The organism is Tessaracoccus aquimaris, assembly GCF_001997345.1.
In the GTDB taxonomy this organism is placed as follows: domain Bacteria; phylum Actinomycetota; class Actinomycetes; order Propionibacteriales; family Propionibacteriaceae; genus Arachnia; species Arachnia aquimaris.
In genome coordinates this window covers 851,419-864,089 of record NZ_CP019606.1, presented here as the reverse complement: position 1 = coordinate 864,089, position 12,671 = coordinate 851,419, and the positions used below count along the sequence as shown (strand labels likewise).

Below are 12,671 nucleotides of genomic sequence, written 5' to 3'. Positions count from 1 at the left end.
CTCCTACTTCGTCAGGACGGTGTCGGCCCGGTCGTACTTCGTCAGGACGCTGTCGGCCCGATCGCCCAGCGCGGCCTTCAGGGTGAGGATGCCTCCCGACAGCGACGCGGAGTCGAAGCCGGACTGGGTGAGGACGCGGTGTGCGATGGCCGAGCGGACCCCGGAGGCGCACAGCACCCGCACCGGGCGACCTGCCGCAGCCTCGCGGACCTCGTCGAGCCGGTCCCGCAGTTCGGTGTGGGCGATGTTCAGTGATCCGGGGATGTGCCCCGTCTCGTACTCCTGCACGCTACGCGCGTCCAGGATCAGAGCCTCGGCCCCGACATCGTCGAGGTCCTCGGCGTACCACAGCCTGAGCGTGTCATCGAGCACGTTTGCGGCGACCATGCCAGCCAGGTTGACGCCGTCCTTGGCCTGGCCGTAGGGCGGCGAGTAGGCGAGGTCCAGGTCGATCAGTTCGGGAGCGGTCATCCCTGCCCGGATCGCGGTGGCGAGCACGTCGATCCGCTTGTCGACGCCGTCGAGGCCGACGGCCTGGGCGCCGAGCAGCCGGCCGTCACCCGCCGCGATGTGCAGCACCAGCCGCACCTGGCTCGCGCCCGGGAAGTAGCCGGCGTGCTGGTTCGGGTGCAGGTGCAGCGTGCGGTAGCCGATCCCGGCGGAGTCGAGCGCCACGCGGTTGGCGCCCGTCATCGCGGCGGTCAGCGAGCCGACCCGCACGATCGCCGTGCCGACAGGCGTGGGGATGGGGCGCGCCGACCCCGGGCGGACGATGTCGTCGGCGACCAGGCGACCCGCGCGGTTCGCGGGGCCGGCCAGCGGCACCGGGCGTCGGATGCCGGTGACGGCATCGGTGGACACGACGGCGTCGCCGACGGCCCACACGCCAGGGGCGGAGGTACGACCGTGCTCGTCGACGACGATCGCGCCGCGCTCGCACTCGATGCCAGCGGCCTCGAACGGGGCGGTGTCGGGGCGCACGCCGACCGACAGCACGATGAGGTCTGCGGGGATCCGGGTCCCGTCACCCAGCACGACCACGTCCTCGTCGGCGCCGCGCTCGATGGCGGTGGCCGCGACGCCGTCCCTGACGGTGATGCCCATGGCGCGCAGTTCCTGCGTGACGAGGTAGGCGAGCTCGGCCTCCAACGGGGGAAGCACGTGCGGGGCGAGTTCCACGACGGTGGTCTCGAGCCCGCGGATCGCGAGCGCCTCCGCGGCCTCCAGACCGATGAACCCGGCGCCGAGCACGACCGCCCGGCGGGCACCATCGTCGACGGAGGACTTCATGGAGACGGCGTCGTCGACGGTGCGCAGCGTGGTCACGCGCGGCGAGTCGAGCCCCTCGATGTCGGGGCGGATCGCCTTGGCGCCGGGCGACAGCACGAGCGCGTCGTAGCCGATCTCCTGCTCGCCGTCGGCGGTCCTGGCCTTGACGACGCGGCGCCCGGTGTCGATCGCGGTGACATCGTGGCCGGTGCGGACGTCGAGATTGAGGGCCGCCTTCAGCGAGGCGGGGGTCTGAACGAGCAACTTGTCTGCGTCGACGATCTCTCCGCCGACGTGGTAGGGCAGCCCGCAGTTGGCGAACGAGACGTGCTCGCCGCGCTCGAGGACGATGATCTCGGCGGACTCGTCGAGCCGCCTGGCGCGCGCGGCGGCGCTCATGCCACCCGCGACTCCTCCGACGACGACGAGCCTCACAGGTCGGCTCCGTCAACGGCGAGTTGCTGCTGCGCGATCTGGGCGTGGACCTCGTCCATGTCGAGTTCCTTGACGGCGGTGATGAGTTCCTCGAGGTCGGGGCCGCGGAGGGCGCCGGGCTGCGCGAAGACGATGATCCCCTCGCGGAAGGCCATCAGCGTGGGGATCGAGGTGATCTCGAAGGCGGCGGCGAGTTCGCGCTGCGCCTCGGTGTCGACCTTCCCGAACACGATGTCGGGGTGCTTCTCGGAGGCCTTCTCGAAGATGGGGGCGAAGGAGACGCATGGGCGGCACCAGCCGGCCCAGAAGTCGAGCAGGACGATGTCGTTGTCGGACACGGTGTCAGTGAGTGTGTCCTTGGTGATTTCTCGGGTTGCCATGACAACCACGATATACCCCCGGGGGTATATCGCCAATTCGGCTTCGCCGTGGGCGCAACGGCCAAGTCAGTCAGGCGTCCAGGACCCTGCTCACCGCCAACGAACGCGCGGTGTAGACCGGCAGGTCGGTGGCCGTCGACATCAACTGCGCCATCCTCTCGGAGTAGCCGACGCAGTCCAGGAACAGCGCATCGGCGCCCTGTGCGCCCGCCACGATCGCCGCCGCCACCAGTTCCCCGAGGCTCGCCGTGTAGGGGTTCGCATCGACGACGATCACGTCGAGGCCGTGGTCGGCAAGCCACCTCTCCCGGATCGGACCGCGCTGCGACGACTCGGGGACCACCACGCCGAGGCGCGAGAGCCGCGCCAGGTCGCGCGCCGCCGCCCGGGCCAGGTCCTCGGCCGTGTGCAGCTGCACCGTGGAGGTCAGCCCCGGAAGCCGCCCCGTGCACATCAGCAGGACGGTGTCGGCGCCCTCACCAACGGCCCTGTCGATCGCCCGCTGGACGTGCGGAAGGACCCGGGACTCCCCCATCGTCGCGCACGATCCGTCACGCAACCGGGACACGACGGTGTGCTCGCCCTCTCCGGGGCCGAGCGCCGCGATCTGGTCGGCGTCCAGGTCGTCGAGGGCGCCGTGCTCGATGACACGGTGCCCCTTGAGCAGGTCGAGGACGTCGGCCGAGATGTCGACCCGGGGCGCCTGCCCGATGGTCACCAGCGCGATGGTGCTCATGCGTGTCCCTCCAAGCCTGCGGCGATGACCGCGCGACGCTGGGCGCGGTTGACGTTGACGGACGGGTCGGGGATCGGGACGGCGGCGATCAACGCCCGGGTGTACGGGTCCTGCGGGTCGCCGATCACCTGGCCGCACGACCCGGCCTCGACGACGCGTCCGGTGTTCATCACGATCACGTCGTCGGCCATGAACTCGACCACCGCGATGTCGTGTGAGATGAACAGGTAGCTGAGCCCCAGGTCGTCCTGCAGGTCCTTCATCAGGTTGAGCACCTGCGCCTGCACGGACACGTCGAGCGCGGAGACGGGTTCGTCGCACACGATCAGCCTGGGCCGCAGCATCAGCGCCCGGGCGATCCCGATGCGCTGGCGCTGGCCACCCGAGAACTCGTGCGGGTACCGGTCGGCGTGCGCGGCCTCCAGGCCGACCCGTTCGAGGATGTCGCCGACGCGGGAGGTGATCTCGGCCCGGGACAGGTTCTCGTGGGCGAGCAGCGACTCCGCAAGCAGTCGTCCGACGTTCCAGCGCGGGTCGAGCGAGGCGTAGGTGTCCTGGAAGACGATCTGCATGTGGCGACGCTGGCGGCGCAGTTCTGCGGGCGAGGCGGCCGTGATGTCGACGCCGTCGTAGACGACGCTGCCTGCGGTCGGCTCGATCAGACGCAGCACGCAGCGACCGGTGGTCGACTTGCCGGAGCCTGACTCGCCGACGATGGCGAGCGTCCGGCCCACCTCCAGGTCGAAGGACACGTCGTCGACGGCCCGGAACGGCTCGGCTCCCCGGCGCGAGCCGCGGCGGTGGAACTCCTTGACGAGCCCCTTGACGCTGAGCAGTGCATTCATGTCGACAGTCCTGAGTCCGAGATGACGGGCAGCCGATCCTTGCCGGCGTTGCGGGTCGGCATCGATTCGAGCAGCGCCCGGGTATAGGGGTGCGACGGGGAGTCGAACAGCGCGTGGACTCCGCGCCTCTCGACGACCTCGCCGCGGCGCATCACGACGACCCGGTCGCACGACTGCGCGACCACGCCCAGGTCGTGCGTGACGAGCAGGATCCCCATGCCCTGGCGGTCCTGCAGGTCCTGCATCAGGTCGAGGATCTGCGCCTGCGTCGTCACGTCGAGGGCGGTGGTCGGCTCGTCGGCGATCAGCAGGTCGGGCTTGCACGACATCGCGATGGCGATCATCGCGCGCTGCCGCATGCCGCCGGAGAGATGATGCGGGTAGGAGGCGGCGATCTCGGCGGCGCGTCGGATCCCGACCATCTCCAGGAGTTCGATGACGCGGCCCTTCGCCTCGGAGCGCCCCAGCCTCAGGTGTCGTCGGAGAGGCTCGGCGATCTGGTAGCCGATCGTGAAGGCCGGGTTGAGCGCCGTCATCGGTTCCTGGAAGATCGTGCCGATCCGCCGCCCCCGCACCTCGCGCATCCGCTTGGGGCTGAAGCCTGCCATGTCCTCGTTGCCGAGCAGGATCCGCCCGCCGACCATCGAGACGGCCCTCGTCGGGAGGAGTTGGATGATCGACATCGCCGTCAGCGACTTGCCCGATCCCGACTCCCCCACCACGCCGACCGTCTCGCCTCGCGCGATGTCGAACGAGACCCCGTCGACGGGGAGGCTGGTGCCGCGTCGCGAACGCACCTCAACCTGCAGGTCCTCGACCCGGAGCAGCGTGCTCATGGCTCAGCCCGCCCCGAGCGTCTGCAGATGGGTCGCCTCGCCGTAGAGCGTGACGAGGTGGTCGAACTGGCCCTCGTCGTAGAAGGCGACCTGGCCGGTGCCGTAGTACTTGGCGGTCTCGACGGCGAGCCTGGCAGCCAGTTCGATGTCGGTGGCGTGGCTGGCGCCGGTGGCGCAGCCCGCGACGGGCACCTGCGTGGTGATCGCGACCCCGACGACGGGCACCGCGGCGGCGACCGCTGGCTGCAGGATGGAGTTGAGGTGGTGCAGGTCGTTGCCGTACGGGGTGATGTCCTGGGTCGCCAGCGCGAACACGACGGCAGGCACCCCCGTGACGGTCTCGACCATGGCGATCAGGTCCTCGCTCGCCCGGAGGATGTAGCCCTGCTTGACGGTCGGGGAGATCGCGATGCCTCGATGGTTGATGCTCCGGTTGCCCTTGGTGGTGTCGATCGAGAGGATCGCGTCCATCCTCGGGTCGACCTCGTGGCTGTTCATGGTGACCATGTCGACCGGCGACCCCATGAACGGCACCGGGTCGTGGGGCTCGGTGGGCGCCCAGCCGGTGACGTGGGTTGCGACGATCACGTCGCCCGCGAGCCGGTCGCCCCTCGCCGCCATCCGCAGCAACTTGGCCGCGGCGGTCAGCGCGGCGGCCGCGCCGTCGCCGTCGGAGACGAAGCCGAGCCGCTCGGGCCGCGCGCCCGCGCCGCCGAGCCTCCCGATGATGCCGAGCGTCGGGGCGTCTCCCCCGCCGGCGGCCCCGCGGAGCCCGGGGACGAGCACCCGGACGAAGTCGGTGGAGAGGTCGTCCCTGCCGGGCACGTTGACGACCGTGATCTCCGCGCCGGGCGCGCCCTGGGCCCGCAGATAGTCGGCGAGCGCCTCGCCGGAGGTCGTCGGCGAGTCGAGCAGATCGACGACGTCGAGCACGTGGTTGAGCATCTGGGAGTTCTCCTTGTTCAGTCGGTGAGGCCGAGGTAGCGCACGACGGTCAGCGCGTACACCTTGGCGGCGAGCACGATGTCGTCGACGTGGGCGCGCTCGTCGAAGCCGTGGATGGTGTGCGGGTCTGCGGGCCCGTACTGCAGCACCGGGATGTGGTGGGCGCGGAAGGTGCGGGCGTCGGAGGAGGCCCACTGCAGCACGCCCTCCGCCTCCGGGTCGTGCAGTTCGCGCAGCACCCCGACGAGCGTCGCAACGATGGGGTCGTCGGTGCCCGTCCAGTTCGCCTCGCTCGCGAAGCCGAGCGGCTCGACGTCGGCCTCGATGCCCTCCTCCGCGAGGATCGCCCGGACCTTGTCGAAGACCTGTTCACGGGTGAGCCCGATGGGCACGCGGGAGTCGCAGTCGACGACGCAGGTGTCGGCCACGACGTTGGTCGAGGTGCCGCCCCGGACGGTGCCGATGTTGAGGCTGACGCGCTCGAAGATCTCGCCGACGCCCGCGCCGAAGCCCTCCCGCTCCTCCGCGTACCGCTTGGAACTCTCGATCAGCGGGCGGACGTCCTCGGGAGCGTTGGGGGTGAGCTCCCACAGGCGTTGCAGCGCGACGATGGCGCGCGCGGCCAGCAGGTTGGCGCTGGTGCCGTGCAGCGGTTGGAGGCTGCCGTGCCCCGGGCGACCGTGGATGGTCAGCCGAAACCAACTGCTGCCCTTCTGCCCGATGGTCGGGTGGGCCCTCTCGGAGGGTTCGGCGATGATCGCCCCGGTCGCCCCGTCGACGACACCCCTGGCGAGCAGCCAGTCGGCCCCGCGGTCGCCGCCGGTCTCCTCGTCGGGGACCGCCGTCAGCGACAGCCGACCGCGGAGCGGAACGCCGAGCCGGTGGAGCAGCACGTAGACGTGGATCAGGCCTGCCAGGCCCGCCTTCATGTCGCTGGCGCCGCGTCCGCGGAGCCATCCGTCGACGACGTCACCGGCGAACGGCGGGAAGCTCCACCTGGTGACGTCTCCGACGGGGACGACGTCGTGGTGGCCGGCGAGGACGAGGTGCCGCTCGCCCTCGCCGACGGTTCCGGAGTGGGCGACCACGCTGACCCGCCCGTCGCCCGCGTCGTGGCTCTCGTTGGAGAGCCCGGCGTCGGCGAGGTGCCCGGCGATGACCGCAGCTACGTCGGTGCAGTCACCGTCGGGGTTCTCGCTGGGGGTGCGGATCAGGAGCCCTGCCAGGTCGAGGAGTTCGTGGCTCGTCTCGTCGATGCCCGCAAGGATCCGCTGCTCCCAGTCTTGGGGGGTGGTCATGTGATCGCCTTTCGCGTCGGTGTTGCCTGCGTGGGTGCTACTTGGTGGTGCTCAACTGGAAGAACCGGATGAGACCGTCCGGGTAGGACGTGTAGCCCTGGATGTCGTCGCGGTGTGCGACGGCGATGTTGTATTCGTAGAGGTAGGCCCATGGCGCGTCGGCGCTGATCAACTGCTGCATCTCGCCGTACATCTCGTTGCGCTTGTCGACGTCGGGTTCGGCGGCGGCCGACTTCCACAGTTCGTCGACGCGCGGGTTGTTGTAGTTGGCGTAGTTGCTGGTGCCGCCGGAGCTGAGCAGCAGGCCGAGGTGGTATCCGGGGTCGTTGACGAAGGACGTCCAGCGGGTGATGTAGGACTGCACGTTCTTGCCCGCGAGGGCCTCGAGGAACTGGGCGCGGGCCATGTTCTGGATGTTCATGGTGACGCCGATCTTGGCGAGCTCGGCCTGGATCAGGACCGCGTCGTCGTTCCAGTCGGAGAAGCCGGAGCCGAGGGTGAAGTCGAACTCGAAGCCGTCGGGATAGCCCGCCTCGACGAGCAGCGCCTTTGCCTTGTCGAGGTCGTGGGTCGCCTGGTAGCCCTCGTCGGTGAACCCGGGCGTCGAACTGGCGACCGCGGAGCGCAGCGGGCTGGCCTGGCCCTTCATCACGTCGGTGATGAGCTTGTCGTATGGCACCGCATAGGTGATCGCCTGGCGCACCTTCGGGTTGTCGAACGGGGCGACGTTGGAGTTCATGGCGAAGAACAGGATCTTGTTGCTCGGGCGGGAGTCGACGACGATGCCGTCGGTGCCGTCGAGGCCCTCCAGGTCCTTCGGCGCGATCTCCAGAGCGACGTCGACCGAGCCCTTCTGGAGCAGTTGCAGCCGGTTGGACGCGTCGGCGATGAACTTCATGTTGACGACGCCGACGGGCGGGGCCTCGCCCCAGTAGTCCTCGTTGCGGGTCAGCTTGGCCGAGGTCGCCGGGTCCCAGTCCTCGATGACGTAGGGGCCGGAGCCCGCGGTGTTCTTCGAGAGCCACTCTGCGCCGCCGTTGCTCTCCACGAGGTCCATGTCCATGATCGAGAACGAGTACATGGGAAGGATCTGCAGGAACAGGTGGTTCGGGGAGGTGAGGGTGATCACGACGGTGCCTGGCTCACCCTCGGCGACGGACTTGATGCCCGCCATGCCGTAGAGGAAGCTGGCCGACGCGGACGAGGCGATGTGCTCGAAGCTCTTCACGACGTCGGTGGTGGTCAGCTTCTTGCCGGACTGGAACGTGATGTCGTCGCGGATGGTGAAGGTGTAGACGGTGTTGGTGTCGTCGACGCTCCACTCGGAGGCGATCATCGGCGCGATGGTGGCCGTGTCGGAGACCCGCTTTCCTCCCTCCTCCTTCGTGCCGTAGGTGACGAGTTGGTCGTAGGCGGCCAGCACCAGGGTGTCGCTCGTGCCGTCGTTGGCCTCGGACGGGTTGAGGGTCTTGCCGCCCTCGGAGTAGGCGATGGTGAGCGGGCGCGACTCTGCGCCCGCCGCGCCGCTTCCGGTGGTTTCCGGGTTGGAGTTGGCGCTGGGCGCGCATGCCGCGGCGGTCAGCGCTACCGCAGCGAGGATGCCCGCTAAGCGGATCCTGGTGTTCATATGCGTGGCCTTTCGTGGTTTCTGGGGCTCTTGGGGTAGTCGTCGGTCATCGCGCGGAGGTGCGCAGCCTGGGGTCGAGGATGTCGCGGAGACCGTCCCGAGGAGGTTGAAGCCGAGGATCGACGAGGCGATCGCGAGGCCGGGGAAGAAGGTCATCCACCATTCGCCGGAGATGATGAAGCCGCGTCCGTCGGAGATCATCACGCCCCATTCGGCGAGCGGGGGTTGAGCGCCGAGGCCGATGAAGCTCAGCGCGGCGGCCGTCAGGATCGCGTAGCCCATCCCCAGCGCGCAGCGCACCATGATCGGCACGAGGCCGTTGGGAAGGATGTGGCGGAACAGGATCACGGCGTCGGTCAGCCCGATGGCGCGGGACGCCTCGACGAACTCGCGTTCACGCAGCGACACCGTCTGGGAGTACATGATGCGGGCGAACTCTGGGATGCCGACGATGCCGACGGCGATCATCGCGGACGAGAGGCCGGGGCCGAGAGCGACGGCGAGCGCCATGGCGAGCAGCAGCGACGGGAAGGACAGCAGCATGTCCATCAGGCGCATCAGGACCATGCCGAGCGCGCCGCGGAAGTAGCCGGCGATCGCGCCGATCGGCAGGCCGATCGCGAGCGAGACTGCCACGGCGATCAGGCCGGTCCAGAGCGACACGCGCGCCCCGGCGAGCACCCGGGAGAGCAGGTCGCGGCCGTAGTTGTCGGTGCCGAACCAGTGCGCGGCACTCGGTGGCTGCAGCAGGGGGCCGACGTCGGTGGCGTTGGGCGGGTACGGCGTCCAGACGAGCGTGACGAGGCCGCCGATCGTCCAGATCGCGATGATCGCGGCGCCGACCATCGCCGACGGGTTGCGCAGCAGCAGCGTCAGTGCGCCGGTGCCGGTGGTGCGTTCGCGGGCCGCGGTGTCAGGCATTTCGCACCTTCGGGTCGAAGATCGGCTGCAAGAGGTCGACCAGCAGGTTGACCACGAGGTAGATCACGGCGGCCATCAGCGTCATCGCCTGGACAGGCGCGTAGTCGGTCGCCTCAATGGAGTGCACGACGTAGCCGCCCACTCCGGGCCAGGAGAAGATGGTCTCTGTGATGACGGCGCCGCCGAGCAGGTGCCCCAGTTCGAGGCCGACGATGGTGACGATCGACGGGCCTGCGTTCTTCAGCGCGTGCGCCCCGACCACCTTGCCCGGGCCCATGCCCTTGGCCTGAGCGGTGCGGATGTAGTCCTGGCCCAGCACCTCCAACATGGCAGAGCGGGTCATTCGCGAGATGATCGCGGTGGCGCCTACCGAGAGCACCATGGCGGGCCAGATCAGGTGCGACAACGAACTGGCCAGCGCGACCGAGTCCCCCGTGAGGAGGCTGTCGAGGACGTAGAAGCCGGTGATCGTCGTCGGAGGGTTGACGGTGTCGGCGATCCGTCCGACCGGCGCTGGCATCCAGCCGAGCGAGCCGTAGAAGATCGAGATGACCAGCAGGCCGAGCCAGAACAGCGGCATCGAGGCGCCGAGAAGCGAGATGATGCGGGTCGCGTGGTCGGCGAGCCTGCCTCGCTGGGTCGCACCGAGGATGCCGAGCGGCACCCCGACGAGGATGCCGATCGCGAGGGCCGCGAGACCGAGTTCGACGGTGGCCGGGAAGCGCAGCGCGAAGTCCTCCGCGACGGGTCGCCCGGTGTGCCAGGCGAAGCCGAGGTCGCCGCGCAGCAGGCCTGCGAAGTAGTCGACGAACTGTTCCCAGACGGGCTTGTTGAGGCCCATCTGCTCGCGGAGCTTCTCCACGACGCTGTCCGCCGCGTTCTCCCCGGCGAGCGTGCGCGCCGGGTCGCCGGGCAGCACCCGGGTGATCAGGAAGATGCACACGATGACGCCCAGCAGGGTGGGGACCATCGCGGCTATCCGCCGGAGAATGGTGCGCACTGTTGCTCCTTCGCTGGACAGTGGTTCCCCGCTCGGCGTGGTGGGCGACCAGGGGGACGAGATTGCACAACTATTGATTTCCAACCCGTCTAGCGCAACGCATTCTCTGTATATGAGAGACTTGGGAAAAGAAACCGCCCTTCAGGCGTGCGTCGCGGGGTCGCGGCGGCCGGGGGCGCACCCTTTCGAGTCGAAGGAGACATCCGTGACGGCAACCTCAGGGCAGAGCAGCGCGGGCACTCTGCAGACGGTCGACCGCGCGCTGAGCATCCTGCTGTCGTTCACCGGCGCCCGCACCGACTGGGGCGTGATGGAACTGGCCCGCGAACTGGACCTGGACAAGTCGACGGCGCAACGCCTGCTCGCGACCCTGGCCAAGCGCGGCTTCCTGCACGCCGATCCGACCACGCGTCGCTACCACCTCGGGCCTGCGCTGTGGCGGATCGCGTCGACGTGGGAGCGCCGCGGCGGCATGGCCCAGTTGGTCGAGCCGTTCCTGGCCTGGCTGGCCGTGGAGTCGCGACGGACGGCGGTGTTCGCGGTGGCCGACGGCGCCTATGTGCGCTGCGTCGCCGCCGTCGATGGAGGGGCTGGCCCGATGCGCAACCACCCGTTGGTCGGCGAACTGTACCCGGCGCACGCCGGCGCCACCGCGAAGGCCTACTTCGCGACCCTGGACGCGGCCACCAGGCAGGCGCTGATGTACACGATTCCCTTGGCGAAGTTCAGCGACCTCACCTCGGACGACGCGACGGCGATCGAGGCGCAGATGATCGAGGTCGCCGAGCGCGGGTGGGCCTACTCGGAGGGCGAGTACGACAAGAACACGCGCGCGGTCGCCGCCCCGGTGTTCATGCTCGGTCGCCCGGTCGGCTCCGTGAGCATCGGCGAGCACAAGCGCGAGAACCTGGGCGACATCCGCGACCACGTCGCGGCGACGCTGCGCACTGCGGAGCGGATCGGCGCCCTGCTGTCATCGAGGGCGGTCCCGCCGGCCGACGACGACGCCCGGCGCCCGGAGACTGGCACCTCGTGACGGCCAGCCGACGGGACCAGAAGACGAACCCCCCGAAGCCACCACCGCACATGGTGCGGCCCGAGAGCGTGCTGGCCGACCTCGGCCGGCGGTGACACAGCCAGACCCCGATGTGAGAGACCCTTGCGCCGACGGCGTCGACCCTTGGCAAGCCCTTCAGCGTTCGCTATCTCCCTGACCCGGGCGCCACGCCCCCACGTCACAGCTTCCACTGACCTGATCTGCGTCTGATTCGTCCGACCCGAGACCCTATTCCGGAGGCAGCAGATCATCAGGGAGACGACGACTTGGCATCATCTCGGCAGGAAGCTGAGTCTGCGCATCAAGCAACTGAAGTTGAATCAACTTGCCATCAACAAAGGTCAGGATCGCTGTGAGCTCACCGTTCTCGAAAACCGGGATGTCAGTCAGCGTCCCCACCTTGGGGAAAGCGGCGAAGGTGATCGCAGCAGCGTTCGCGCTCGGGTCATAGTCAACCTTCACCTCCGCCTCATCAGACCACATCTGCACACCGATCCTCGATCATCTGAGTGACACTCTCCGGCAACTCCCTCGAGGAGCCTTCGCGGCGGGCCGCGCAAAGCGCCTTCGTCGAACCCCGCCGAAGCAACGAAGGGGACCAACGTTCACCTTGCCTGAACACCATGCTCACACCTCTCTGGCGACGAGTCTCATTGTCCGATCAGGCTACAACTGATACGACCGACTCCTTCGGGCCCCAGAACCCCCACCGCCTCTTGAGACGGCGCGAAGCGATAGCCCTAAGGTCCGCAGAGGCGGGCTCGAGCACTACCTGTGCCATCAACCTCGTCGATGCTCTCCGCCGCGAAACTCGCCAACCGCTGCGACTCAGCGGGCCCCCTGGGCTCAGCCAAGGGACTTCCGCGCCGGTGTGGCGTGGCCGCCTCATGGCCCACCCCAACTTCGCACACCAACGTGCGACCACTCACACACCGAAGGCCGCGGTGAAGCCCGCCTGGCGCTCTTCCACAACCACAGAAGCGGGCCGAGACACCCATGCACCGCGTCCCCCTGCGAGGCCAGAAGCACCGCGCAGGCAGCCTGCACGCCATCGCCAGCGAAGGGCTCAGCGGGCAACACATACAGGTGGCGTACGAAATGACGCTGCACCAGTTCGGCTGCCAGTCCGTCTCCACGGCATTCGAGAGCTCCAATCGCTCGCACAGGCGGCTGGGCCGATCTTCATCGAGCACGGTTGGCCTGTCCGGTCGACTGGGATCAGCCCAAACCACCGCACGCGGGCCACAGTGGGCGCCGCCCGCTAGGCGACCCCTTAAGCATCATCTCCGCCTCGTCCGGGCAGACGACCCTGCGACCCGGCG

The 12,671-nt window shown here is 69.0% G+C and carries 11 protein-coding genes; 1 reads left to right on the top strand and 10 read right to left on the bottom strand.

Features of this window, described 5'->3' with window-relative positions:
• Positions 1-3 precede the first annotated feature (3 nt).
• The 9 genes from BW730_RS04065 to BW730_RS04020 all read right to left on the bottom strand — a co-directional run bounded on the left by BW730_RS04065 (position 4) and on the right by BW730_RS04020 (position 10,292).
• Positions 4-1,668 carry an FAD-dependent oxidoreductase gene (locus BW730_RS04065; protein WP_237267986.1) on the bottom strand — a complete coding sequence of 555 codons (1,665 nt, stop codon included), beginning with the start codon at positions 1,666-1,668 and terminating at the stop codon, positions 4-6.
• 32 nt (positions 1,669-1,700) lie between these two features.
• A complete protein-coding gene (locus tag BW730_RS04060; protein WP_077685138.1) occupies positions 1,701-2,084 on the bottom strand; it encodes a thioredoxin family protein in 384 nt (127 codons plus the stop codon).
• Between the two features lie 70 nt (positions 2,085-2,154).
• Positions 2,155-2,820, bottom strand: a complete 666-nt coding sequence (locus BW730_RS04055; protein WP_077685137.1) for an AroM family protein — start codon at positions 2,818-2,820, stop codon at positions 2,155-2,157.
• Positions 2,817-3,665, bottom strand: a complete 849-nt coding sequence (locus tag BW730_RS04050) for an ABC transporter ATP-binding protein (protein ID WP_077685136.1) — start codon at positions 3,663-3,665, stop codon at positions 2,817-2,819. The genes BW730_RS04055 and BW730_RS04050 overlap by 4 nt, the downstream gene beginning before the upstream one ends.
• Positions 3,662-4,501: an ABC transporter ATP-binding protein gene (locus tag BW730_RS04045; protein WP_077685135.1), complete on the bottom strand. Its 840-nt coding sequence runs from the start codon at positions 4,499-4,501 to the stop codon at positions 3,662-3,664. The genes BW730_RS04050 and BW730_RS04045 overlap by 4 nt, the downstream gene beginning before the upstream one ends.
• Positions 4,502-4,504: 3 nt before the next feature.
• A complete protein-coding gene (locus BW730_RS04040; RefSeq protein WP_077685134.1) occupies positions 4,505-5,446 on the bottom strand; it encodes a DUF1177 domain-containing protein in 942 nt (313 codons plus the stop codon).
• Between the two features lie 17 nt (positions 5,447-5,463).
• Complete coding sequence (locus BW730_RS04035; protein WP_077685133.1) at positions 5,464-6,744, bottom strand: M20 family metallopeptidase; 1,281 nt, start codon at positions 6,742-6,744, stop codon at positions 5,464-5,466.
• Between the two features lie 37 nt (positions 6,745-6,781).
• On the bottom strand, positions 6,782-9,292 hold the full coding sequence (locus BW730_RS19055; protein ID WP_226997062.1) for an ABC transporter substrate-binding protein: 2,511 nt from the start codon (positions 9,290-9,292) through the stop codon (positions 6,782-6,784).
• Positions 9,285-10,292: an ABC transporter permease gene (locus BW730_RS04020; RefSeq protein WP_226997061.1), complete on the bottom strand. Its 1,008-nt coding sequence runs from the start codon at positions 10,290-10,292 to the stop codon at positions 9,285-9,287. The genes BW730_RS19055 and BW730_RS04020 overlap by 8 nt, the downstream gene beginning before the upstream one ends.
• A gap of 205 nt (positions 10,293-10,497) precedes the next feature.
• Between BW730_RS04020 and BW730_RS04015 the strand changes: the two genes are divergently transcribed.
• The gene (locus BW730_RS04015; protein ID WP_226997060.1) at positions 10,498-11,328 is read left to right on the top strand and encodes an IclR family transcriptional regulator; all 831 of its coding nucleotides are present in this window, start codon (positions 10,498-10,500) and stop codon (positions 11,326-11,328) included.
• 249 nt (positions 11,329-11,577) lie between these two features.
• Here BW730_RS04015 and BW730_RS04010 read toward each other — a convergent pair whose 3' ends face one another.
• Positions 11,578-11,838, bottom strand: a complete 261-nt coding sequence (locus BW730_RS04010) for a hypothetical protein (protein ID WP_077685129.1) — start codon at positions 11,836-11,838, stop codon at positions 11,578-11,580.
• Between the last annotated feature and the right edge of the window lie 833 nt (positions 11,839-12,671).